The organism is Vibrio mexicanus (assembly GCF_001012815.1).
In the GTDB taxonomy this organism is placed as follows: domain Bacteria; phylum Pseudomonadota; class Gammaproteobacteria; order Enterobacterales; family Vibrionaceae; genus Vibrio; species Vibrio mexicanus.
Genome location: NZ_JYJP01000016.1, coordinates 58,848 through 82,689, shown reverse-complemented (window position 1 = coordinate 82,689; position 23,842 = coordinate 58,848). Strand labels below are relative to the sequence as shown.

19 protein-coding genes and 4 pseudogenes are annotated in these 23,842 nt (G+C 45.8%); 14 read left to right on the top strand and 9 right to left on the bottom strand.

Features of this window, described 5'->3' with window-relative positions; genetic code table 11:
- Positions 1 to 41 precede the first annotated feature (41 nt).
- From UA76_RS03415 to UA76_RS03405, 3 genes are all read right to left on the bottom strand, one after another.
- Positions 42 to 542 (bottom strand): YcxB family protein, encoded by a 501-nt coding sequence (locus tag UA76_RS03415; protein ID WP_047043024.1) that lies wholly within the window; start codon positions 540 to 542, stop codon positions 42 to 44.
- A 155-nt stretch (positions 543 to 697) separates the two neighbouring features.
- Positions 698 to 1,294, bottom strand: a complete 597-nt coding sequence (locus UA76_RS03410) for a response regulator transcription factor (RefSeq protein WP_047043021.1) — start codon at positions 1,292 to 1,294, stop codon at positions 698 to 700.
- The gene (locus UA76_RS03405) at positions 1,291 to 3,084 is read right to left on the bottom strand and encodes a sensor histidine kinase (RefSeq protein ID WP_052771934.1); all 1,794 of its coding nucleotides are present in this window, start codon (positions 3,082 to 3,084) and stop codon (positions 1,291 to 1,293) included. Before UA76_RS03405 ends, UA76_RS03410 begins: the two co-directional genes overlap by 4 nt.
- Positions 3,085 to 3,395: 311 nt before the next feature.
- Here UA76_RS03405 and UA76_RS03400 point away from each other — a divergent pair, with 311 nt between their 5' ends.
- The 9 genes and pseudogenes from UA76_RS03400 (at position 3,396) to UA76_RS03360 (ending at position 12,449) form a co-directional block, all read left to right on the top strand.
- Positions 3,396 to 4,379, top strand: coding sequence for a sulfurtransferase (locus tag UA76_RS03400; protein WP_047043018.1), 984 nt, complete (start codon positions 3,396 to 3,398; stop codon positions 4,377 to 4,379).
- Between the two features lie 21 nt (positions 4,380 to 4,400).
- Positions 4,401 to 6,188 (top strand): FAD-dependent oxidoreductase, encoded by a 1,788-nt coding sequence (locus UA76_RS03395; protein ID WP_047043016.1) that lies wholly within the window; start codon positions 4,401 to 4,403, stop codon positions 6,186 to 6,188.
- A 6-nt stretch (positions 6,189 to 6,194) separates the two neighbouring features.
- Positions 6,195 to 6,965, top strand: coding sequence for a heterodisulfide reductase-related iron-sulfur binding cluster (locus UA76_RS03390; protein ID WP_047043014.1), 771 nt, complete (start codon positions 6,195 to 6,197; stop codon positions 6,963 to 6,965).
- A 48-nt stretch (positions 6,966 to 7,013) separates the two neighbouring features.
- Positions 7,014 to 7,691, top strand: coding sequence for a TVP38/TMEM64 family protein (locus UA76_RS03385; protein ID WP_047043011.1), 678 nt, complete (start codon positions 7,014 to 7,016; stop codon positions 7,689 to 7,691).
- Between the two features lie 222 nt (positions 7,692 to 7,913).
- Positions 7,914 to 9,065 carry an ABC transporter substrate-binding protein gene (locus tag UA76_RS03380; RefSeq protein ID WP_047043008.1) on the top strand — a complete coding sequence of 384 codons (1,152 nt, stop codon included), beginning with the start codon at positions 7,914 to 7,916 and terminating at the stop codon, positions 9,063 to 9,065.
- A 9-nt stretch (positions 9,066 to 9,074) separates the two neighbouring features.
- Positions 9,075 to 10,742, top strand: a pseudogene (locus tag UA76_RS03375) (ABC transporter permease).
- 4 nt (positions 10,743 to 10,746) lie between these two features.
- Positions 10,747 to 11,399 (top strand): annotated as a pseudogene (locus UA76_RS03370) (ATP-binding cassette domain-containing protein).
- A gap of 22 nt (positions 11,400 to 11,421) precedes the next feature.
- Positions 11,422 to 12,038 (top strand): annotated as a pseudogene (locus UA76_RS03365) (CDP-alcohol phosphatidyltransferase family protein).
- 21 nt (positions 12,039 to 12,059) lie between these two features.
- Positions 12,060 to 12,449: a hypothetical protein gene (locus tag UA76_RS03360; RefSeq protein WP_047043005.1), complete on the top strand. Its 390-nt coding sequence runs from the start codon at positions 12,060 to 12,062 to the stop codon at positions 12,447 to 12,449.
- 61 nt (positions 12,450 to 12,510) lie between these two features.
- On the opposite strand, the gene UA76_RS03355 is transcribed toward UA76_RS03360, so the two are convergent.
- Entirely contained in the window at positions 12,511 to 13,026 is a 516-nt protein-coding gene (locus tag UA76_RS03355; protein WP_047043003.1) for a GNAT family N-acetyltransferase, read from the bottom strand.
- A gap of 165 nt (positions 13,027 to 13,191) precedes the next feature.
- Here UA76_RS03355 and UA76_RS23990 point away from each other — a divergent pair, with 165 nt between their 5' ends.
- The gene (locus UA76_RS23990; RefSeq protein WP_157617550.1) at positions 13,192 to 13,344 is read left to right on the top strand and encodes a hypothetical protein; all 153 of its coding nucleotides are present in this window, start codon (positions 13,192 to 13,194) and stop codon (positions 13,342 to 13,344) included.
- A gap of 48 nt (positions 13,345 to 13,392) precedes the next feature.
- On the opposite strand, the gene UA76_RS24365 is transcribed toward UA76_RS23990, so the two are convergent.
- Together UA76_RS24365 and UA76_RS24360 are read right to left on the bottom strand one after the other, a co-directional pair.
- A complete protein-coding gene (locus UA76_RS24365) occupies positions 13,393 to 13,689 on the bottom strand; it encodes a hypothetical protein (protein ID WP_238322161.1) in 297 nt (98 codons plus the stop codon).
- Complete coding sequence (locus UA76_RS24360) at positions 13,640 to 13,891, bottom strand: hypothetical protein (protein WP_238322160.1); 252 nt, start codon at positions 13,889 to 13,891, stop codon at positions 13,640 to 13,642. Before UA76_RS24360 ends, UA76_RS24365 begins: the two co-directional genes overlap by 50 nt.
- A 104-nt stretch (positions 13,892 to 13,995) precedes the next feature.
- Here UA76_RS24360 and UA76_RS03345 point away from each other — a divergent pair, with 104 nt between their 5' ends.
- On the top strand, positions 13,996 to 14,448 hold the full coding sequence (locus UA76_RS03345; protein ID WP_047043001.1) for a hypothetical protein: 453 nt from the start codon (positions 13,996 to 13,998) through the stop codon (positions 14,446 to 14,448).
- An 82-nt stretch (positions 14,449 to 14,530) separates the two neighbouring features.
- Here UA76_RS03345 and UA76_RS03340 read toward each other — a convergent pair whose 3' ends face one another.
- The 3 genes and pseudogenes from UA76_RS03340 to UA76_RS03330 all read right to left on the bottom strand — a co-directional run bounded on the left by UA76_RS03340 (position 14,531) and on the right by UA76_RS03330 (position 20,587).
- Positions 14,531 to 15,022 (bottom strand): porin family protein, encoded by a 492-nt coding sequence (locus UA76_RS03340; protein ID WP_047042998.1) that lies wholly within the window; start codon positions 15,020 to 15,022, stop codon positions 14,531 to 14,533.
- A gap of 118 nt (positions 15,023 to 15,140) precedes the next feature.
- On the bottom strand, positions 15,141 to 19,061 hold the full coding sequence (hrpA, locus tag UA76_RS03335; protein ID WP_047042997.1) for an ATP-dependent RNA helicase HrpA: 3,921 nt from the start codon (positions 19,059 to 19,061) through the stop codon (positions 15,141 to 15,143).
- Between the two features lie 195 nt (positions 19,062 to 19,256).
- Positions 19,257 to 20,587 (bottom strand): annotated as a pseudogene (locus tag UA76_RS03330) (MipA/OmpV family protein).
- Positions 20,588 to 20,731: 144 nt separating this feature from the next.
- On the opposite strand from UA76_RS03330, the gene UA76_RS03325 reads away from it, so the two are divergent.
- From UA76_RS03325 to UA76_RS03315, 3 genes are all read left to right on the top strand, one after another.
- On the top strand, positions 20,732 to 21,106 hold the full coding sequence (locus tag UA76_RS03325; RefSeq protein WP_047042994.1) for a VC1380 family protein: 375 nt from the start codon (positions 20,732 to 20,734) through the stop codon (positions 21,104 to 21,106).
- Between the two features lie 50 nt (positions 21,107 to 21,156).
- Positions 21,157 to 23,028 (top strand): alkaline phosphatase D family protein, encoded by a 1,872-nt coding sequence (locus UA76_RS03320; RefSeq protein ID WP_047042992.1) that lies wholly within the window; start codon positions 21,157 to 21,159, stop codon positions 23,026 to 23,028.
- A 366-nt stretch (positions 23,029 to 23,394) separates the two neighbouring features.
- Positions 23,395 to 23,841: a tellurite resistance TerB family protein gene (locus tag UA76_RS03315; RefSeq protein ID WP_047042989.1), complete on the top strand. Its 447-nt coding sequence runs from the start codon at positions 23,395 to 23,397 to the stop codon at positions 23,839 to 23,841.
- Position 23,842 lies beyond the last annotated feature (1 nt).

Below are 23,842 nucleotides of genomic sequence, written 5' to 3'. Positions count from 1 at the left end.
TTTTCTTTTTTGTTTGAATCTAAATAGCTTAGCTTTATCGCTTAGGCTTTACGTGAAGCTTCGTGCTGCTCCACGATAAACGCAATCGCTTCATCACTTAAACAAGATTTGCTGACGTATTGGCGCTGTTTGCCAATATGGAGGATGAAACCTAAATCGCTTTGTTCGAGTTGGTCGATCTGTTTCCATTCGAGCATTCGAACATTCTTGCCACTGGTATAGCTCAAACCATTGGTGTCCACTTTGATAGAGACTTTACTACCGTTGCTCATGCTCCATCGTTGTCGCCATAGCCACCATGTTCTTTTGAAGTAAACACTGCACGCTTCAACAATACTCAACACAATAAAGAACCAACCAACATATCCACTTGGTAATAATTCAAACTCAACCAACGCCCCACCAAACATCAGAAATATGAAAGCTTTAAAATACGATTTTGGAAAACTCGCAGGTGTGCTAGTTTGGTCGTAGCACTCTGCGAAGAAAGTCTTGTCGAGGGTGTATTCTGTGTTGAACTCGTATTCTTGTTCTTTAGACATAAGGATTTACTATCGATTGAATGGACATACAGTTTTGATTGTGACGCATTGTATCGCTTCCCTGCCCTTTTCTTTAGCGCTATCACACCTTTAATTGAATCAAAGTGATACGAAGTGCTCGCAGAAACGCCGTAAACGTCAATTTTTAGAATAACTTAGACTAGGTGCCCGACTTTTTGAATGAGTGCCGCGACATTCTTCACTTCAAGCTTTTTCATCACGTTAGAACGGTGTACCTCGATAGTACGAAGCGATACACAAAGCTCGTCTGCCATTTGCTGGTTCTTCATTCCTTTAATTACCAGATCAAGCACTTCTTTCTCTCGCTTGGTGAGGGCGTTTAGCGCCATTTCATCTTGTAGAGTGTGGAACCGCTTTTCAGAGCTCGTTAACGCAGTATCAATAGCTACCACTAGTTTTTCTACATCAACTGGCTTTTGGAAAAAGTCTTGAGCCCCATCTTTGAGCGCATCCACCGCCATAGGAATATCACCATGGCCTGTAAGATAGATAACCGTCAAGGGACTGTGTTGCTCATTTAAAGCTTGGTGAACCTCTTGTCCTCGCATCTCTGGCATACGACTATCAAGAAGGACGCAACCCGGCTTCTGGATTCGTGCATTGGACAAAAATTCCTGCCCACTCAAGTACGTCTTCACCTCGTATCCATAGCTTTCTAGCAAAAATGACATCGATTCCAGTACCTCTACTTCATCGTCAACAATGTAGATTGGGTTCATGTCGTTACTCATTTTTTGTCTCCTGAATACGGCAGCGTTACGGTGACTATACAACCGTTTGGTGTTGCTTTGTTAAATTCAATATTGCCATGGTGGCTTTCTACCACATCTCGACAAATTGCTAGACCCAAACCAAGGCCATTTTCTTTGGTGGTATAGAAGGCTTGTGTCAATGGTATTGCTTCATCATCAAAGCCTATACCGTTATCTATCACATCAATCACCACGTTACTTATCTGGTACTCCACATGAACTTCGATAGTGAGTGAGTCGCCATCACTGGCTCGACTCACACAGGCATCTTTTGCGTTCACTAACAAGTTTAGTAGCAATTGCTGAATGCCCGTTTCATCTGCGTTTATTGCTTGGTTCATGCCAAAACTAGAGATGATAACCTCCACACCGTGGCGTTGAAATTCAAAATCTAGTAGCTCTATACATTCGCTAACCACGAGGTCTAAATCTATCTCACGTTTTTCAATCGGCTTCTTGTTGATGAGATCGCGAAGGCGTTGAATGATAGAACTGGCTGAGGTTACTTGATGCTGTATCTTATCAATGATCGGCACCATCTCTTCTGGTGTGGTGCCCTTTTGCATCCGAATTTTCATGCCTTGGCTGTAATTTTTAATCGCAGCCAATGGCTGATTAATCTCGTGTGCGATGCTGCTGCCTAGTTCACCTGCTATCGATGTTCGCTGAGCTTGCTCTAATAAAGCACTTTTTCGGCGCAAGTCATTAAGGGTTTCCCGCAATTCAGTTTGGCTACGTTTAAACTTAAGCTCTAAGATGACGTGGTAAATCGCCATAAAAAACACCATCAACAAACCAAAACCAACAGGAACTCTATTTTGCGTGAGCCACTTATTGAGCTTCTCACCAAATGGCGTTTGCAATGGGTGCATGTTCAATTGCTTAAAGGCTTTATCCAATTGCACCGATGGCGCTGGATGCATCCATCCTACGTTGTTCGCCGCTTTAGCGGCTAGGTGGTCTTTCGGCATAGCTAGAAGTGCCTGCGCCACCAAACCACCAATATAAGTGGGGGCTCGGTCGGTCATGGCAAACGTCCAGTTTGGATAAAGATCGGTACTCACCGTGCATACTGAATTAGCCGGATTTTGTGCATTAATCACGCGTACAGAGATAATATCGACCTCACCCGCTTCCACCATTGCTTCCAAAGTACAAGCAGGAACGATGACCGAATCGTATCTGTCATCCAATAGATCCAATATTAGACGGTCGGTTGGCGGCCCAGTAAATTCGATATTGCGAAAGTACTGATTATTGAAGTGATCGAGCTTGTCTAGTTCATAACGAAACGCTAGATAGCCGCCAAAGGCCTTGTCTGATACGGCGGCTAAACGAACCCCACTTAAATCGCTGAATGTTTGGTATTTCGAGTCTTGCTTAACCAAGACAACAGATGCAATCGATTTGTTTGGAATATCGCTGTATGCGGTTCTTTGAGTAGCAAGCCAACTCACAGGATAGGAGCGCGCGAGAGTCGTTGCCTGCCCTGGACTGGTCAAGAAGAAATCTAGCCAGCCATGCAAGAAGGCATCTTCCAACTGCTCAAAGTTATAGGTATGCAAATTAAACTTGTACTCAGGCAATTGCTGCTCAAGAAAGTCGATAGTCGGTTGCCAAGTATCTCTGGCGTGAGCATGGCCACGCAATGCAAGCACGCCTACTTCAAACTCTTCGAGCTCGTCTTCTTCGGCCCATGTTGGCGCAGAGATGAGAACAAGCGAGAGAGCGAATGATACGGCTAAATGTGGCAAGTTATGAAAAAACAAGTCAAAAAATCATCGGTTGGATACGTCACGGTTATTTTACCATCAACCAACCTCTCCAATTTGTTGCGTTAGATCAATCACACATCAGTATTGTGGGAAACCACAATACCTACTAAGTAGTAAATCAATAAAAATCCCCCCAGAGCAATGGCCGCAACGTATAACGTCTTGAGTATTAACAAATAAGAATCAAACTCATTTAGCTACTACACCTTAATTTCGCGCCAAAAGAATCCAAAGTCGACGCCTTCCTAATAAAGGTAGACGGCGATGAAACTTTTATACATTTTTTAATTTATGGATATATAACAATGAAAAAATCAACAATTGCACTGGGCGCAATCGCAGCAGCGGTCGCTATTGGCTACACGACTTATAACTCTATGTTTAGTACTGAAGCCGTAGCGGTGGATGAGTCGGTTCTAGCAACTAAGCTATCAGAATACGCAAACGCTGAAAGCTTTATTACCGCAGAGCAACTAAAAGCGCTTATGGACAGTGAAGAAGATGTCGTTGTAATCGGCGCTCTTAACCCACTTCGTCCAGACTCACCTATTGCGGGTTCCCACACTATGTGGCGCGGTGACTACTCTGCACAAAGCGACGCATACGAGTTCGGCGGTATGCGTAATACCACTGAAGAGATGGAAGCGCTTCTTGGTCACGTAGGTGCAACCCCTGACTCAACTATCGTTGTGTACGCAGCAGGCTCTCACCATGATGCAGCTCGTATCTTCTGGCAAGTTCAAAACCTAGGCCACGAAGATGTTCGCTACCTTGACGGCGGCCTAAACGCTTGGATTGGTGCAGGTTACGCAACAGGCAACGCAAATCCTCCTGTTAAAGCGACGAGCTACGTAGCACCAAATCCAAGTGCTCAAGAAGAAACGCTGGCGACTCTAGACATGGTATTAAACGCTCAGCAAGACTCTGACTGGGTGATTATTGATACTCGTGGTGACGACGAATTCAACGGCACAACAACGGTTTCTGGTGCATACGGCCCAGGTAAAATTCCTACCAGTGTTCACATCAACTGGACCCAAACAGTCAATGGCGACACGACTCTTAAAACAGCTCAAGAGCTGAAAGACCTATACGGTGACCTAATCGAAGGCAAAAATGTGATTGCTTACTGTCAATCAGGTGTTCGCTCTGCTCATACAGCACTTGTTCTTAAAGAGGTACTAGGCGCAGAGAACGTTTACAACTACGACGGTTCTTGGATCGAGTACAGCCACGAGCACTACGAGCAAAACAACCAAGACGTAAAAGTTTCAAACGGCAACAGCTAATAGCAGCGAGAATACAATTCAATGAGCAATGTAATTTTCAGCCAAAAGCTGTATGACACAGCCCAAACGATTGTTGACGGCTGTATGGGAGATGCAGATCCGGCATGTCAAACGGCATGCCCAATGCACACCGACGTTAAACAATATGTTCGTCTAGCTGGTGAAGGTGACCTACAGGGTGCGCTTAACGTTATTCGTAACAAACTTTTTCTTCCGCAAACACTGGGGCGCATTTGTGCGCACCCATGTGAGCAAGCGTGTCGTCGTAACACTGAATTTGGTCAGCCAATCAGTGTAGCTGGCATCAAGCGTTTCGTTGCTGAACAAATGGATAAGCAAGACCAATGGCCGCTAGATATCGCTAAAGCGACTGGCAAGCATATTGCAATTGTTGGTGCTGGCCCAGCGGGCGCGCAAGCGGCAATCGAACTGCGCCGTCAAGGCCATGAGGTCACCATCTATGAAAAGCTAGACGTGTATGGCGGCATGATGCGTGTTGGTATTCCAGAGTACCGACTACCGCGTGACGTTATCGACTTCGAATACAGCTACCTAGACATGCTAGGCATTACTACCAAGTTCGGTGTAGAGATTGGTAAAGACATCACGTTTGAAGCCCTACGCAATGAACACGATGCGGTTGTTCTTGCCCACGGTGCTCACGTTGGTTCAATCATTCCGCTACCGGGCCACGACAACGATGGCGTGTTCTCTGCAGTGGAATACTTGAAAGAGATTTCTGAAACTCAACAGTTCCCTCGCGCTGGCAAACATGTAGCAGTGATCGGCGGTGGCGACGTTGCGATGGATTGTGCGCGTTCTTCTTGGCGTATCGGCGCTGAGGAGGTTTATCAATGTTCACTAGAGAGCATGGAGAACCTACCGGCAAGCCAGATCGAGATCGATGAATCACTTGAAGAAGGCGTTGAGTTCAACGCAGGATGGGGCCCAGTTGCTATCGAACATAAAGATGGCAAGGTGACGGGTTTAGTTATCAAGAAAGTTCTGTCTATCTTTGATGAGCAAGGCAACTTCGCTCCTCAATACAGCGATGAGAGCAGAACAATCGAAGTGGACACGGTTATCTTTGCAACGGGTCAAATCGTTGCTGACATTACCGATGGCGCACTAGAACAAACTCGTGGCGGCCGCTACGTTGTGGACAAGCAAACTCTTGCGACAAACCTGGAAGACGTGTTTGTGGCTGGCGATGCGTGTGGTGGTAACATCGTGATCGAAGCGATGGCTCTTGGCCGCAAAGCCGCAATGAGCATCGAGCGTTTCCTAACGAACAAAGCACTGACCGAAGGCCGTGACTTTACTCAAGAGTACGCTTACGAATCTCGCCTAGACGTACCACTTCCAGAAGGCACAAAAGACGTTCGCCGCTTACACGGTGAGCTGCGTGATGCAGACGAGCGCAAAAAAGACTTCAAACAAGTCGATTTTGGCTTTACCGCTGAGCAAATTACCCAAGAAGCCGCTCGCTGTCTTCAGTGTAGCTGTAAGTTGTGTATGAGCGAGTGCATCATGATGAACGACTTTAGCGACTGTCCGAAGACCATGTTCTCTGAGTTTATTGAAAACAAAGAGATGGACCCGAAGCTCGCTTACTCATGTAACGCATGTGACCAATGTACGATTGTTTGTCCGAAAGATTTTCCAATGAAGGATATCTTCCTAGGCGCGCGTGCCGACTTTGTTAAAGCAAATAACGGTGAGTCTCCGATGAAAGGACACAAAGCAATCAAGATGCACCAGTTATTGGGCTTCTCTAAGTTCTTCACAATGGCACGCAAAGCAAGGTAATTCGTTATGAGCAATAAAGTATTTATGCCGGGATGCAGCTTGCCATCCTATTCTCCTGAAGGTGTTGCTGCAATGGCTCAGCACCTTAAGAACGTGTTCCCAGAGATGGGGGCGGTTCAAAAATGTTGTGGTAAGCCTACCGCAGCGGTTGGTCAAACCGAGCTGTTTAAAGAGCGTTACGGTCAACTTCAAGCAGACTTCGACAAAGTGGAAGCTGAAGAAGTGATTGTGGCGTGTCAAAGCTGCTACGGCATGATTAAAAAAGCAGGCGCAAAGCAAAAGCCAGTATCACTATGGAAGCTACTTCCTGAAATCGGTCTACCGAAAGAGTTAGTGGGCAAAGCGAAAGACAGTAATGTGGTTTTCACTATTCACGACTCTTGCTCTACGCGTTACGAGCGTGAACTGCAAGACGGCATTCGTTGGATCTTAAACGAGTTGGGTTACAAAACCGTTGAACCGAAACACACCAAAGACAAAACACGCTGTTGTGGCTTTGGCGGCATGGTTGTTCCAGCTAACCCAGACGTTGCTAATCGCGTTATTCAACGCCGTGTTGATGAGTTCGAAACAGATTACGTTGTGGTTTACTGCGCGGCTTGTCGTGCATCAATGATGGGTGTGGACACCAACTCTTGGCACATTCTGGACCTTGTGTTTGGCCCAGTCGTGATGGAAGGCGATCTTCCACCAGCCAATGTGTTAGCAAGCCCAGTGAAGTCTTGGTTCAACCGCTACAAATCAAAAGCGGGCCTAATCAAGTGTATGACCGTTTAGTATAAGAACGTTTACTCGATAACGTCTTAATAAAGAAGTAGATAAATTATGAAATTTGCAAAAATAGCGCTTATTGCTCTCGCGATCGCATTGGTGATCTTCGTAGCAAAGCAAACTGGCATTTTAGAAATCATCACTGACATCCGCAGCCTACAAGAGTGGATCGCTGGATTTGGTGTTTGGGGTTACGCGGTATTCGTATTAGCTTTTGTGTTCGCATGTGTGTTCATGCTACCGGGTAGTGCATTTACCATTGTGGCGGGAATTGTGTTTGGCCCGGTAAAAGGCGCATTGCTTGCTCTTTTCTCAGCAACTCTAGGCGCAACAGTAGCATTCATCCTAGCTCGCTTTATCTTCCGCGATACCATCGTGAAGAAGTTCGGCGACAACCCAATCTTTAAGAAGATTGATGATGGTGTGGCTCAAAACGGCTCAAGCTTCTTGATCCTAACGCGTCTCGTACCTGTGTTCCCATTCAGCCTACAAAACTACGCGTACGGAATCACAGGTCTAAACCTTGCGACTTACGTCATCGTATCACTGATCACTATGGCTCCAGGTGCTTTCATCTTCGCATACATGGCCGGTGACATCGCGACTAACGGTGTGTCAGCGATGTTATTAGTGAAGTTTGCAGGTGCAGGTCTTGTTCTGTTCGGTATGTCTTTAATTCCAAAGTACATCGCGAAGAAAAAAGGCATCAACATGGAAGAACTTGCGAAGTAGTCCGGTCTATCCCTTTTGTAACATAAAGGACCGTAAGTTAAAGGAAGAGGCTTCGCGCCTCTTTCTTTTGCTTTGAAAGAAGACAAACTACAGGCGAAAATCCAATCTATCTTTTGTAATCAGTCTATTAGACTCACAAATGAGTGGTTCTTATCAGAGTGAAAAAAAGCTATCCTATTGGAATCACTGCCTAGCATTCACATTAGCCATCACGGACTTAACATGAAGAAGCTACTAAGCGCCATTGGCCTAATCCCCATTAATATAGTCATTGCCAGTCACTCTTTTGCCTCTGACTGGTCGAGTATCGAACAGCAAGCTGATGGGCAGACCGTCTATTTTCACGCATGGGGCGGCAGTCAAGAAATTAACCACTACATTCAGTGGGCGGGCGACGAACTTAAATCACGCTATAACGTCACACTCAATCACGTAAAAGTCACTGACATTTCAGAAACCACCACGCGTCTTGTTGCCGAAAAAGCCGCAGGCCGTAACACTGGTGGTAGCGTCGATATGGTTTGGATTAATGGTGAAAATTTTAAATCGATGAAAGACAATCAGCTGCTGTTTGGCCCATTTGCCGAGTCACTGCCCAGCTGGCAATACGTGGATAAGAGACTTCCCATCGATGTTGATTTTTCTACGCCGACAGATGGTTTAGAAGCGCCTTGGGGTGTGGGCCAATTGGTGTTCATTTATGACCAAGAAGACCTCAACAATCCGCCGCAGTCTTTCGCTCAAATGCTTGATTACGCGAACGCCAACCCGAATCGTCTTACCTACCCTCGCCCGCCTGAGTTTCACGGTTCCAGTTTTCTCAAAGCTCTGTTAATTGAGTTGACCGACAATGATGAAGCGTTACAAAAGCCAGTTTCTGAAGTCGATTTTGACCAAATGAGTCAACCGCTTTGGGATTACCTAGACGCTTTCCATAAAGTCGCATGGCGCGGTGGCAGGCAGTTCCCTGCCGGTACAGCTGAGTCGATTCAATTGCTTGATGACGGCCAAATCGATCTTGCCATCACCTTCAATCCAAACGCGGTTTATTCAGCGCAAGCCAATGGTAACTTAGAACCCACCACTACCGCTTACTCAATGCAGGCTGGCGCTCTGTCGAATATTCACTTTCTCGCCATCCCATGGAACGCCAATGCTTCCGCTGGTGCGCAAGTGGCGATCAACTTCTTGCTAAGCCCTGAAGCGCAATCGCGTAAAGGGGATATTGACGTTTGGGGTGACCCTTCAGTACTTGAAAAGCAATACCTAACAGGCAGTGCTAAGAAAGCTCAAGCTCACAAAGCGATTGATGAACCACATCCAAGCTGGCAAGACGCTCTTGAACAAGCTTGGTTACGTCGATACGGAAATTAATCACACGTTATGCTTCGAGCGCTTTACTTCGTTTTAATATTTGTTTGTATCCTCCCTACGGTACCGGGCATCGCTGGAGTCGTTGTCTCCGCATTTGGCTACTTGCTCCTGTCGGTTTGAACGCTTTCTCACTCGACGGGTTTGCGGCCGTCTTTAACTGGGAAGGTGTTTGGCGCTCTATTTCGCTGTCTGTTTACTCTGCTATTTTCAGCACCTATCTGGCTTGTATGATGACGTTCGCCATCTTACAGGCCACGTGGGGAACACGATTGTGGAGAAAGATAGAACTCGCTTTATCGCCGCTGCTAGCCATGCCGCACGTGGCCTTTGCCATTGGTTTTGCTTTCCTATTCGCACCAACAGGCATGGGGGTGCGCGCGCTTCATCATCTATTCGATTATGATCCAAACGGGCAATCGACTGACAGTTTGGCGCTTTTGATTAAAGACCACATGCCCTTGGCCTGATCATCATGTTGGCCTTCAAAGAAGTGCCTTTCCTGCTGTTGATGAGTGTGCCAATTTTACAACAGCTCAAAGTGGATCAAGTTGAGAAAGTCAGCCACTCACTGGGTTACAGCAGCCAACAAGCGTGGTGGAAATGTGTTTTCCCGCAATGGTTTAGAAAGCTACGCTTCCCTATCTTAGCCGTACTAACTTATGGGTTATCTGTTGTTGACGTCGCGTTGATTATCGGCCCGACGAATCCACCAACCTTTGCCGTTTTGGTTTGGCAGTGGTTTAGCGATCCTGATTTATCGCTACTCTCTAGAGCAGCCGCAGGGGCGGTGGTTTTGTTTGGCTTAGCATCCTTGCTGATTGCCTTTGCTCGCTTGGTCGAATGGCTCGTCACTCAATACTTCAGACGTTGGCAATATTCAGGGCGTTGTGGCTGGGCTTGCCGGGCAAGAGCTTGTTCGGGCTTGTTGCTTCATTGGCAACCCTGATGATCCCACTAATGGTGATTTGGAGTTTCGCCCAACGTTGGCGCTTCCCTGACTTACTCCCTAGCCGCTATAGCCTGCGCTACTGGGATCTCGAATGGAATAACATCCTAGGCAACATCGAGCAAAGTGTTTTTATGGCGTTAATCAGTGCAACCATTGCTCTGCTACTGGCGCTAGTCGGCCACGAATATCGTATTCGCTATCGCATGCAAGTGCCGGGTTACATTATCGCAATACCCATGTTGATTCCTCAGCTTTCCGTATTGTTCGGAATGCAAGTGGTCGCGCTCTATGCTCAAAGCGATGCTTACCTGTTTTGGGTCATTTGGTCACACGTTTTTCTTTGCCTTCCCATTTGTGTACCTATCATTAGATGGGCCTTGGCGTAGTTTTAACGAAGGTACATGCGCGCAGCGCTCAGCTTAGGTAAATCTCCGATGCGTGCTTGGCTTAAGGTAAAACTGCCTATCTTGTTGCCGGCCGTTGTCTTCGCTTGGGCTATCGGGATCAGTGTCAGTTTGGCGCAGTACCTGCCAACACTTGTTTTGGGTGCGGGACGTATAACCACCATTACGACTGAAGCAGTTGCACTATCGAGTGGTTTTGATCGCCGTGTAACCGCCATCTACGCAATTTGGCAAGCTCTGCTGCCGTTTATCTTCTTCTTCCTTGCGATTATCGTGAATCGACTTCATGGCAAACATCGCAAGCTAAAAATAAGAGGTGTTTAATCTCATGTCTCTTTGTCTCGAAAATCTCGCCATCAAAAACTCAACGGTGACACTCTGTTCTCATCGTTTCACTTGGAAGTGGAAAAAGGCGAGATAGTGACTCTAATGGGCCCAAGCGGCTGCGGGAAATCCACGTTACTTGATGCCGTTGCAGGTCACCTTTCCGATGAGTTTACCTTCACTGGCACTATCACTTTAGATGATGCCGAGCTAAACAAATTACCTGCTCACAAGCGCTCTGTCGGAATTCTTTTTCAAGATGACTTGCTCTTCCCTCACTTAACAATTTGGGAGAATCTCGCATTTGCGTTGCCTAATTCTGTCAAAGGCATTGAAAGGAAAACACAAGCGATGCGCGCGCTTTCAGATATCGCCTTAGAAAATTTAGCCAATTCATTTCCTGATCAGATATCCGGTGGTCAACGTGCACGTATTGCACTAACGCGAATGCTGTTAGCAAAGCCCAAACTGGCACTGCTTGATGAACCCTATAGTAAACTTGATAAAGACTTGCGAGAGCAATTTCGAAATTGGGTTGTTGAACAGTTGCAGAAAGCCAATATTCCAACTTTGATGGTGACTCATGATGATGAAGACATTCCACAAGGAAGTCGCTGCATCACTTGGCCATGGAACACAGAATCACTCACGGCTTAACTAGCCGATTAGGAAAGTAATCATGCTCGATAGTTTTAGTATTAAGGTCATTCGCTGGCCACTATCAAAAAGCGCGAAGCTACTAAACCACTGGGAGTCACGGCCAATCAAACCACGCTGTTTGGCTTCGCTTTGGGCTGTATGGCCTTCCCTGCTCTTGTTTTTGAGCAGTACACCTTGGCGCTGTTCTTCATTCTCGCCAATCGAATTTGTGACGGGCTTGATGGTGCACTTGCCCGAATTCAGGGAATAACCGACGCTGGAGGCTTCTTAGATGTGAGTCTAGACTTCGTGTTTTACTCGCTGATACCTTTCGGTTTTGTCCTTGCTGCACCCGATCAAAATGCCATCGCGGGCGCGTTTTTGATCTTCTCATTCGTAGGGACAGGCACAAGCTTCTTAGCCTTTGCCATCATGGCTGGTAAGCGCAATATCGACAATCCAGTATATAAACATAAGTCGCTTTACTACATGAGCGGATTAACTGAAGGCACCGAGACCATCGGCTGTTTCATTGCTTTCTGTTTGTTCCCTCAACACTTTGCCATCATTGCCTATGTCTTTGGTGCTGCGTGTTGGTTCACCACCTTTACTCGAATTTATTCAGGTTTCCACACCCTAAATGACCAAACGAGTTAGGCGTCCCAAAGAGATATCCCAATGAACAACGTCAAAAGTGCCCTGCTCGATTACTTTGAACAGTTAAACTATCAACTATGTTCACAACAGGAAGAGTATTACCACTTCAAGCAAAACCGCACCGGCTTGGAAGTTGAACTCGATTTTCGCCTTCTCTTCGATCAATCTCTGTCTGATTGCGATCTCACTGTGAAAAAACACAAAAAGCTTTTCGTCCTAGACGCCAAAGACATTGAAAAAATTGGTATCGAAGCGCTAGAAGCCTTTGCCGAAAAACTGTCGCTACACTGCTCTATGGTGGTGTTTGAAGACGGCTATTTAGAGCAAGCACAAAAAGAGATTTGGATGTTTTTGTCTATTGACCCTCGCAATCGTGACGTATTCAACGAGAGTAAATACTATTCCAAATAATCATTAAAAAAGCACCCAACAAAGGCGCTTTATCAATATCTGATGCGTTTTAACTTTGACACTAAAACGGCAAACCCAACAATTTAACTTCTGACTTTGGCCAGGTTTCATTAAGTGGCAAAACCATCACGTTCTTTGGTGTTTCCCATTCATTGTCTTGGTTCAAAAGTTGGATGTTATCTACCAATTGATAGCCCGATGAACTGTAAACATACACTTCACCAAACAAAACTGAGAAAGCATCACCACGTGCACGGCTCTCTTCGTGGACTTTTGGCAATAGTTTTTTAATCAACCCTTTACCTCGGTAATCGGTGTTTACACACACCTCGGCGATACCGCTAATTGGGAAGGTTTCACCATTCACTTCCACCTGTTTTTCATGTGTCGCAATATGAGCGGCAAGAATATCACCATCCCATAACAGATAGCGGTGCGCCGGCGCTTCTTTGTAGTAGCGCTGGCGACTGAAGATTTCAGGATCTTGCCCATTGAGAAAGCTACGACTGAGTAAGTCACGGAGTTTTTGGTCTAATTCTGGAGAAACATCTTTGTCGTTAATGTATTGATACTGCATTTTCTAACGCCTAAGCCATTGTTGTTATTTGATATACGTCTCTTACAGACTAACTCAGTATTGCTAATCGTGTCGATAAAAAAGTCGATTAGGTAAACACCTAGGTGTTTGCTTAAATGCCGCCCACGGGCGAAAGCCTAATTCTTTTACTTTTAAGGTATTTATATGTTTTCTATCGATGATGTTGTTGTTGCAACAAAAGGTGTTGATTTCGGCCAAATGACTGTAACAGGTCTAAGCAGCGGCGGTTACTACGTTCACGTAAAAGCAGGCGACATGACGCTTACTTACCCTGCTAAAGACCTTAAGAAGGCATGATCGAACTGGTAGCCCTACTCATGAACAATGAATAGGGCTACTTTTCTATTACTCTTCCCAGAATTTCCACCATTTTTTACTGTTTTCCTCTCGTTTTTCTTGCCCTTTTTCAGACCCTTTATCTTCTTCATTTCGAACTTGTTCGGCCTTTTTCTGCTTTTGCTTTTCTAGCCCAGCTGCATCATCAGAACCCAATTTTTCTTTCTTTTCGTTGAGTTCTTCTTTCGCTTCTTCCATCTGCTCCTTTTCTTCTTCGAGAGACTCTAATTCATCTTCTAACTTTTCTTTTTTCTTCTTACTTTTTTCTTTCTTTGCTTTGTCGCGTTTTCTGTTTGATTTTCTCATTTAGCTCTTTTTCACGATCTTCAATTTGCTCTTCTAGTTCTTCAGCTTCTGCAATGTCAGCCACTTCACTGATGTCTGGTTTACCCTTTCCCGCCCATTCCGGTTTCTCTGCCGAAACATGGGCGGCAGTAACCATTAAAAAAAAACCTACAGCTAAAACCGTTGCTCTCATGACCATTTTCCCTAATCTTAAACGCTCCATTAAGCATTGCTGTTGATGTCAGTTTGTCAAACCACTAACAGTCATTTAAAAGGCTTTGCGTTAACGATATTATTACCCGTCTTTTGAATAGTATTGGTTTACCCATGACCGACCTCGACATTGAGTTTGAACATCTCTACCTTGAAGCAAAATACCAGCGCTGGAGTTTAGTCCCTCGATTTTTATTCAGCTATTTCTGTTTCCGCGAGGGCTATGTCACCACTCACGGTAAACCCGACTGGGAAAAAGCCCGCGCTTCATGTCGCCGATCAACTGATGCATCAATCTCCAAACAAGTAGATCTCATACCGCTAGTCCCACTCGATACCTTGGTGGGGGAAATAAAGTGCCTAGAGCGAGATGACTTACTTTCTAAAGACACGCTGCGTAACTGTCTTGATGATTTGCTCGATTACGTTGTAATCAGTAAACAGGAGTGGCAAAAAATGAAAAACTTGGGATTAGAAGATAGAATGCCCGTGAATTGGTATCAATCAAAAACTAAAGATCGGTATGCTCGATTAAAAGCTATTGGTATTCCTGAGCTTAAAGTCTGAATAGCGCAACAAAAAAGCCGCCAGCAAAGGCTGGCGGCTTAAATAAATAATGTTCGTTCAGATGGGAACGACTGATATCAACTTATAGGAAGTGAAGCGTCGCGTTTAAGTTGAATGAGCTAATGTGGTCGTGCTTCATGTTGAATACTGTGTAGCTTCCACCAACAGATAGCGGACCAAATACAAAGTATTCTGCGCCCACACCGTACATAAGGTCTACGCTGTCTTCTTTGTAGTTATCGCCAGTCACATCGTAAGAGTGTGCACCAGCTTTCGCGTATACGTGAAGAGGACCAAAATCGATGCTTGGCTTAACAGCAAAGTATAGAGAATCTGCTTTTAGGTCGCCGAGTGTGTTGTAGTAACCAGAACCAGAGAACTCACCGTGGTTTTGATAGCCCGCTTCTAGACCAATAAATGGCAGTAGACCCGTACCTACGTGAACACCGTAAGTGTTGCTTGAGTCGTTACCAAGATCTGAAGAACCTACGTTAGCACCACCGTAAATCCAAGAGTCTGCAGATGCAGTTGCTGATGCTCCAATCAGTGCAAGCGCTAGTAGTGTCTTTTTCATAATAAACCTTTAGTTTTATTCCAGAGGCAATACCTTGGCAGGATATTGCCGTTGTCCGTTGTTTTGCGATAAGTTACTTCACTAGAAGCAAAATTCATACCTATTTTTTGTCAAAATTCTAACACGCTTCAATAGCATTCTTAACACGCTTATCCGAGACAGGATAAGGCGTACCTAACTGCTGAGCAAAGAAACTCACTCGAAGTTCTTCGAGCATCCAACGAACCTCTTTGACATTTTCTGGAATTGCCATTCCTTTCGGTATTTTGTTCAATAACTCTTTGTATTGATTAGTCACAGACTCTATTTTGAGCATGTGCAAGCGATCTTTATTCGGGTCGATTGGCAGTTTTTCCATTCTACGCTCAATCGCCTTCATGTAGCGCAGAATGTCCGGTAGCTTCTTCCAACCGCACTCTGTGGCAAACCCTTTGAAGATAAGATTTTCGATTTGAGCTTTAATATCAGACAGTGCGAACGCCATAGTGAAATCTACTTTGCCCTTCAACTTCTTATTGATGTTGAATGCGGTAGTCAAAATCGTTTCCACTTGTTTGGCAATATCGACCACTGTGTCGCCTAACTCAGCGCGAACGTGTTCTTTAAGCTGTTCAAACTGGTCAGATTCCCAAACTAACCCGCCCTTCTCTTCGATCAGTTTGTCGATACCACAGGCAATACAGTCATCGATAAGGTCCATTACTTTACCGTAAGGGTTGAAGTAAAGACCAAGCTTTGACTTGTTGGGTAAGTTCGAATGCAGATACTTAATCGGCGACGGTACGTTTAGTAGAATTAAGCGGCGCTGACCTGCCTTCATGGCAGAAATCTGCTCTTGCTCTGTTTCAAACAGTTTGATTTCAACACTGTCTTTAGAATCAACAATCGCAGGGAAGGCTTTCACCTCAAAACCACCGCGCTTCTGCTTGTAGACTTTTGGCAGTTCACCAAAACTCCAAGTGTGAAGACCTTGCTGTTCGATGTCATCGTCAGCGACTTTCGATAACGTCTCTTGAACCTTATCTTTTAAGCTCTCTTTCAGCTCATGCAGATCTTTGTTCTCTTTGAGCTTGCGATTGCGATGGTCAACGGCGCGGAAGGTCACTTTCAGGTGATCCGGTATTTGCTCCAAGTTCCAGTCGTCACGCAATACTTCCACGCCGGTCATACGGCGAAGCTCTTTCTCTAATGCATCCAAAAGAGGCGCTTCCATTGGCGTAGCGCGAGCTAAGAATGCATCGGCATAGTTTGGCGCTGGCACAAAGTTTTTACGTAATGTCTTCGGTAGTGCTTTAATCAAGCTCACAACCAATTCATGTCGTAGGCCTGGAATTTGCCAATCAAAGCCCGCTTGTTCCACTTGGTTTAGGATCGGCAGTGGAACGTGCACGGTCACGCCATCGCTATCATCACCCGGTTCGAACTGGTAGCTCAGTTTGAGTTTCAAGCCGTCTTGATGCCAGAAGTTTGGATAGTCGAGATCAGTAACATGGCTAGCATCGCCTCTAAACAGCATCTCTTTTTCAAAGTTTAAGAGATCTTTGTTGTTCTTCGATTCAGCTTTCCACCAAGTGTCAAAGTGACGACCAGACACTACCTCTGTACCAACACGCTGATCATAGAAATCAAACAGCTCATCGTCGTCGACCAAGATATCGCGACGGCGAGACTTGTGTTCGAGCTCTTCTACTTCTTGCAGCAATTTGCGGTTTTGCTTGAAGAACGCGTGCTTGGTTTCCCATTCACCTTCAACCAAAGCGCTACGAACGAATATTTCGCGGCTTACAACAGAGTCAATCGGCCCATAATTCACTAAGCGCTTAGGGACAATCGGCACCCCATAAAGCATCACTTTCTCATAAGCCATAACCGCCGCACGCTTCTTAGACCAATGCGGTTCGCTGTGGCTGCGCTTGATCAGGTGTTTCGCTAACGGTTCAACCCACTCAGGTTGAATCTTCGCGATAATACGGCCCCAAAGTTTCGAGGTTTCCACCAGCTCAGCCGACATAATCCATTTAGGTTGCTTCTTGAACAAGCCTGATGCTGGGAAGATATGGAAGCGGGCATTACGTGCACCTTGGTAGTCATTCTTTTCCTGATCTTTCACACCAATGTGAGAAAGCAATCCGACGAGGATCGAGCTGTGTACTTTCTCGTAACTGCCTGCTTCATCGTTCAGTTTGAAGTCCATCTCGCGCATCGCTTGATGGATTTGGAAATACACATCTTGCCACTCACGCACGCGTAAGTAGTTAAGATAATCTTGCTTACACTGCTTACGGAACTGGTTGCCGCTCAATGCTTTTTGCTGCTTCTGGATGTAATCCCACAGGTTAACAAACGTGAGGAAGTCAGAATCTTCATGGAAGAAGCGGCGATGCTTGTCATCAGAAGATTGCTGCTTATCTGACGGGCGCTCACGCGGGTCTTGAATCGACAGCGCAGAAGCGATAATCATCAGCTCTTTCAAACAGCCATTCTTTGGAGCTTCCAACACCATACGCGCCAAGCGAGGGTCGATTGGCAAACGGGCTAACTGGCGACCCATCTGAGTCAGACGCTTACGAGGATCTTTAGCTTTCTCGTTAATCGCGCCTAGCTCTTCAAGGAGGCGCACACCATCTTGAATGTTGCGTTTGTCTGGGGCTTCAACAAATGGGAATGCTTGAATATCACCCAAACCTAACGCTGTCATTTGTAGAATTACAGACGCAAGGTTAGTACGCAGGATTTCAGGATCAGTGAACTCTGGGCGTGATTCAAAATCTTCCTCAGAATAAAGACGAATACAGATACCTTCTTCGACACGACCACAACGACCCTTGCGCTGATTCGCACTCGCCTGTGAAACAGGTTCGATTGGCAGGCGTTGTACTTTCGTACGGTAGCTATATCGGCTAATACGCGCGGTACCTGGGTCAATGACATACTTGATGCCTGGAACGGTTAGCGAGGTTTCCGCTACGTTGGTCGCGAGTACGATTCGACGACCAGCATGGGGCTGGAAAATCTTGTTCTGCTCGCCTGCGGAAAGTCTTGCGTAAAGCGGTACGATTTCAGTGTCGCGTAGATTACGCTTACCCAAGGCATCGGCCGTATCGCGGATTTCGCGCTCGCCGTTCATGAAGATCAGGATGTCACCTAACCCTTCATCGCAAAGCTCATCAACCGCTTCGAAGATACCTTCAAGCTGGTCGCGATCGACATCGTCTTCACCTTTCAGTGGGCGATAACGTGTCTCTACCGGATATGTACGACCAGAGACTTCAATAATCGGCGCATCGCTGAAATGTTTTGAGAAACGTTCTGGGTCGATAGTTGCCGATGTGATGATCACTTTCAGATCAGGTCGACGCGGCAATAGCTCTTTCAGGTAACCCAAGATGAAATCGATGTTCAAGCTGCGTTCGTGCGCTTCATCGATAATGATGGTGTCGTATTGATTCAAGAATCGGTCGTGTTGAATCTCTGCCAGCAAGATACCGTCTGTCATCAATTTCACTTGAGTATTTTCAGAAATCTGATCGTTAAATCGAACTTTATAGCCGACAAACTCACCCAGTTTGGTTTCCATCTCTTCAGCAATGCGGTTTGCAACTGAACGGGCGGCCAATCGACGAGGCTGCGTATGGCCAATAAGGCCATATTGGCCACGACCTAACTCAGCACAAATTTTTGGCAGCTGAGTGGTTTTACCTGAACCCGTTTCACCCGCAACAATCACCACTTGGTTGTTTTGAATCGCTTCGGCAATATCATCACGCTTCTGGCTAACCGGCAGTAAATCTGGGTATTCGATCTTTGGATTGGCTTGGGCGCGCTGCGTCGCCTCCATCATGGATTTGGCGATATCTAGAGCGATCTCATCGAATACAGCGTTACGTGATGCTTCTTTCTTAATTTTACTGGCACCACTGATACGCTTACTCAAACGAAATCTGTCACGTAACATGCACTCATTCAGTGCTTTGCGTAAAGAAGCCGCATTGTTTGCTTGTGCGGCCTGTTTGTCTTTATTTGGCTGTGACGAGGTCAAAGCGTTTCCTATTCTTACTTTTACAAAACTGCGCGGATTGTATCACAAGCCGCTCTTTCGTTTGAACAATGTGAAGTTGAACATCCCTTGTTTTACCTCAAAGTAGCCGCTAAGGATCACTGGCAAATGCCGTCCATTAAAAAACGCCGCAAACCTAACAGGCTGCGGCGTTTAAATTTAGAGCACTAAGCGGTTTTAAAAATCGAACTGAACATAGACAGTATTAAAGTTACTGCCGCCTTTGATTCGACCATATTGAGAAGCTTTTTCAAAGATCGCACTGCGGTGATGCAGTGAATAACCAAACCACATATTGTTCAAATCGGGGTTATTCAACAGTGACCCTACATTCAGATCGAATGAGAAATCTAGATAGTTCAACAGATGGCTCGGCACCTTATCTTTACGTTCCATCTCTTTCGCCTCAATGTAAGAGATTCTATCGATGTAAGACAGACCTTCCGCGACACCAAATCGCCACTGAATTGGCCAGTTAAAGGTATAATAAGCTTTAATCGCCGCCACGTATTCGGTACTGGCACCTTGCGCATCCGATGACCAGTGATGAATCAAACCAGGTGTTAAATAGATATCAATGGGCAAGCCAAACAGCTCATCGGTGAGTGGATGACCGTAGAAAACCGACGATAATTGGCTGTTGTTTTCGTCTTTTTCCCAATCAAACTTAAAGATTTCACCAATATTCGACGGTGTACCCCAACCATGAGCAACGCGAACATATCGTTTGTTACTTAGCTCTGATTTACGTGGCGTAGACTTGTCGTTGAAGAAACCAAAGCCTAGGTACAGTTCACCTTCGTACCTGTCATCAACAAACGCGCTATCGTAGGTCTTGTCATCCAATCGAGTCACATTTGCAGCACCCAATAAGTACAAATTAGAAACCACGTGATATTTGGCATCTACCCCAATAGTCGCGTCAAAACCCGCGCCGATTCGAATACCGCCAGCATAGTTATCAAAACCATAGTAAGTACTGTTAAAGTCGCTGCTCTTATAGCGGAGGTTTGCCGTTGGCTTAGTTCTAGGTCGCCAAAATAGTAGTCTTTCGTTACGCGCCAGTTCGCATGCCAGTTCACATTGGAATCTGTCATTATCTCGAAATCCCCGTACCAAGACGGGTCGAACTGATAGCGTGCTCTCAGACCAAAATCTGATGTATCCCCTTCATAACGATTCTGTTCGGAAGCTGGAATATCCACGAAACGCATACGAAGCAGTGCGCTCAGTTCTAGCGGGTCCGATTCGTCTTTATAAAGAAACGCACCGCCTTCAATACCATCAATGAAAACGTAATCATTTTCAAAAAACATCATTGGAATGAAAGTCGTCACTGACTTGTCACCCGTCTCTAGAGCGAAGGGAATATTGGCGACACGGCTCATTGCCGCGATGCCCCACTCTTGTTCTGCGATGGCGGTGCTTTGTTGTTGAGCCGTTGTTTCGGCCTCTGACTTTTCAAATGTGACATCGTTGGCTATTGCTGCACAACTCATGACACTCATACTCACTGCGGTAAGTAACTTCATTTTTATTCTCTCATCCATGCCAAACCACACACTTTTTTGTATGTATTCGTAAGGATTACTTATGATTCGGGGTGATTCGCCGTTACACTATGTATATATGTTGTCTTAAATATCAGTATTGTGAAAGCTTTAGAATTAAAAAAAATACTCGAAGAACTCCCTGAAGGAAACAACCCAGACGTTGTCATGGGTGAAGAATGGCTTCCAGAACGTCTGCTGTCTGCTCGTCAAGACGGTGAACTCCTGTTTTTAGATTTCGACAATGCCCCCGAAGACACTCAAGGAGACGACGAAGGCCGTGGCTTCGTGGAACACGAGATTGAAATGATTCGCACTCGTTTCGAGCAAATCATCGAAGGTCAAACCGATACCAAGACCAAAGCCGATGCTATGTTGGCCCTTTTCCTCATGGGGCATGAGCAATCAAGCTCCGACATTATAGAGATACTGGAAGACCCTGAAGTTCCAGACGATCCAACATCAACAGAACTTTAATTGTAACGATTGATTTATAACGATCCGAGCCAAACCAAAAAGGAAGACCATTGTCTGTACCTAGCCCTGAAAACTTACCGCTTATTTTAGCAGGTCCCATTCTGCGCAAATGCACAAGCAAAGAAGTTGTGTGGTGGATAGCCAGTAAAGAGCCGCTTAATGGCAGTCTGTCCGTCTATCAAGGTGAAACCTTACTTCTGGATACCTTGCTTGAGGAACACAGTCGATATCAGGTAGGCAAACACGCATGGGTTACCCTAGTTCAAATCAATGGCCAGTTCCCCACCGACGTAGAGCTCAGTTACGATCTTCATACCGATGAACAAAACCTCGCCACGCTGGCCTCACATCTGCTTTATCAAGGAGAGACTCGCCCGCGTTTCACGATAACCGACAGGGCCGATTACATCTTACATGGTTCGTGCCGCGCTCCCCATGCAGAGTGTAAAGATGCGCTGGTCGCTGCCGACTCAAAAGTTGCTTCTACGCCAATCCATGAAAGGCCAGACATGTTGCTGATGAGTGGAGACCAGATCTACGCTGACCATGTTGCAGGCCCGCTGCTCAATGCGATAACCCATGTCGTTGATGCACTAGGCTTAATGGACGAAATACTCCCCGCAGCGCCTATCGACAGCATGCAAGCGCTGCATCATCACGATGAACACCTCTATGGTCGGCAGTCGTTACTTCCTAAATCTGACAGCGGATGGCTGGGTGGAAAAGCAAATCCTATTTTCAGCTCCAAAGAATGCGTTAACCACCTCATCACATTCAGCGAATTCTTTGCTATGTATTTACTGGTATGGTCGCCAGCAATGTGGAGCTATTTAGTTAAACGATACCAAAATCCGCCGCTGAACCTTACCGCAAGTAACGCGGCCAAGTGGCGAGAGGAAATGGGCCTGATCGACAAGTTTGTTTCTGAAGTCCCATTTGTGGCGCGGTTAATGGCGCATATTCCAACTTACATGATTTTCGATGATCATGATGTCACAGACGATTGGAACCTAACCATAGGTTGGGAAAAAGTGGCGTACGAAAATCCTTTTGCTCACCGCATCATTGGTAATGGGCTAATCAGTTACTGGCTCTGTCAGGCCTGGGGTAACCAACCAAGCCGTTTCAATGAAGAGTTCCATCGCTATGCAGACAATTTGTTCACCGCACGTAGAGCAGACGCTCATAGTGAGTTTGTCGAATACCTGTATCAGTTCGAACGGTGGCACTACACCACAGAGACTTCTCCGAAAGTGGTTGTGCTCGATACTCGAACTCGCCGTTGGCGTTCAGAATCAAAAATGAACAAACCATCAGGCTTAATGGATTGGGAAGCCTTAATCGAGTTCCAGCAGCAGTTACTTCACCAAGAGAAAGTTGTGGTGGTCTCCCCAGCTCCAATGTTTGGTGTTAAGTTCATAGAAGCCCTTCAGCGCCTTGCAACCTGGTTAGGTCAGCCGCTAGTTATCGACGCCGAAAACTGGATGGCACACCCTGGTAGTGCGAATACTCTGCTAAGTATCTTTACGCACACCAAAACGCCGACAAACTTTGTGATCTTGTCTGGCGATGTGCATTATTCATTCGCCTACGACATTGAGCTTAGATACAGAAAGTCTAGCCCAAACATCTATCAGATCACCTGCAGTGGATTTAAAAATCAGTTCCCTGAGCCATTACTATCGATCTGTGACACCGCTGACACCCTACTCTATTCGCCGCGTTCGCCGCTCAACTTATTGACTAAGCGTAAGCGCTTGAGAATCAAGAAACGCACACCAACCACTCGCTCACGTCGTAAACTTGTGAATCAAAGCGCCATTGGCGAACTCAAGCTAAGTGACACCGGGGAGCCAAGCTACATCGGGTTGCTAACTGGCGAGAGCACAACTGTCGAGTTCCAAGCCATATCAGACGATTAATTGACATAGCTATACCCAAGTAACCTCAAGATGCGTGGTTCAGCGAGAATTGCCTAGTTTGCAAACGCGGCAAGGATTCGACAATCTAGTGGCTCTAAATTAAGAATCGTTAACAAAGTGTGCGAGCTAGGCAAACTCGCCCTTTGGGAGCGTATCACTGGCTCAATTTCTGCGTTAAATGGCTTGGAAAGAACCCGTTATTCCGCTGCGCCATTTGCCTTGAACTTGAACCCGTGATGACGCTCTGAATCCTGCATCTTGAAGTCACTTGGGTATATTACCAAGAATATTTGAACTTACGTCTATGAGATCCTATCTATGAGTTATAGACGTACAAAAAGATAAATGAATAGAAAGGCAGCTAATATGTTTAATTCAATTACTTCGCTATTTAAACAGCTACTCGATGGCCAAGATCTTGCCAAAACGCCGGTTAACAATCCCAACCTCGCTATTGCTTGTTTGCTTTGTGAAGTAGCAGGTGCCGATAACGATATATCGGACAGTGAGAGAAGTGCTAAGCAGCACTTAATAGAAGTGTTGCTAGACCTACCCTCAGAACGAGTGAGTGAATTAATTGATAAAGCGGAAGAACAGGTAAAAGATTCAGCGTCGCTTTATGAGTTCACCACACAACTGCGCGAGCTCAGTCAAGAGACCCGCTTTGAATTAATCAAAGCAATGTGGGAAGTCGCCAGCGCAGATGGAGAAATCGACCCACTCGAAGACTCTGTTATCCGTAAAACTGCAGAACTGCTTTACGTTGATCACAGCGAATTTATTCGCGCAAAACTTTCAGTCGTCAAAGACTAAT

Coding starts and splice junctions, on each gene's coding strand:
- UA76_RS23990 (WP_157617550.1), top strand. CDS start 13,192: ATGTTTTCTATCGATGATGTTGTTGTTGCAACAAAAGGTGTTGATTTC.
- UA76_RS03355 (WP_047043003.1), bottom strand. CDS start 13,026: ATGCAGTATCAATACATTAACGACAAAGATGTTTCTCCAGAATTAGAC.
- UA76_RS24360 (WP_238322160.1), bottom strand. CDS start 13,891: ATGGAGCGTTTAAGATTAGGGAAAATGGTCATGAGAGCAACGGTTTTA.
- UA76_RS03315 (WP_047042989.1), top strand. CDS start 23,395: ATGTTTAATTCAATTACTTCGCTATTTAAACAGCTACTCGATGGCCAA.
- UA76_RS03415 (WP_047043024.1), bottom strand. CDS start 542: ATGTCTAAAGAACAAGAATACGAGTTCAACACAGAATACACCCTCGAC.
- UA76_RS03345 (WP_047043001.1), top strand. CDS start 13,996: ATGACCGACCTCGACATTGAGTTTGAACATCTCTACCTTGAAGCAAAA.
- UA76_RS03360 (WP_047043005.1), top strand. CDS start 12,060: ATGAACAACGTCAAAAGTGCCCTGCTCGATTACTTTGAACAGTTAAAC.
- UA76_RS03410 (WP_047043021.1), bottom strand. CDS start 1,294: ATGAGTAACGACATGAACCCAATCTACATTGTTGACGATGAAGTAGAG.
- UA76_RS03380 (WP_047043008.1), top strand. CDS start 7,914: ATGAAGAAGCTACTAAGCGCCATTGGCCTAATCCCCATTAATATAGTC.
- UA76_RS03395 (WP_047043016.1), top strand. CDS start 4,401: ATGAGCAATGTAATTTTCAGCCAAAAGCTGTATGACACAGCCCAAACG.
- UA76_RS03385 (WP_047043011.1), top strand. CDS start 7,014: ATGAAATTTGCAAAAATAGCGCTTATTGCTCTCGCGATCGCATTGGTG.
- UA76_RS03400 (WP_047043018.1), top strand. CDS start 3,396: ATGAAAAAATCAACAATTGCACTGGGCGCAATCGCAGCAGCGGTCGCT.
- UA76_RS24365 (WP_238322161.1), bottom strand. CDS start 13,689: ATGAGAAAATCAAACAGAAAACGCGACAAAGCAAAGAAAGAAAAAAGT.
- UA76_RS03340 (WP_047042998.1), bottom strand. CDS start 15,022: ATGAAAAAGACACTACTAGCGCTTGCACTGATTGGAGCATCAGCAACT.
- UA76_RS03390 (WP_047043014.1), top strand. CDS start 6,195: ATGAGCAATAAAGTATTTATGCCGGGATGCAGCTTGCCATCCTATTCT.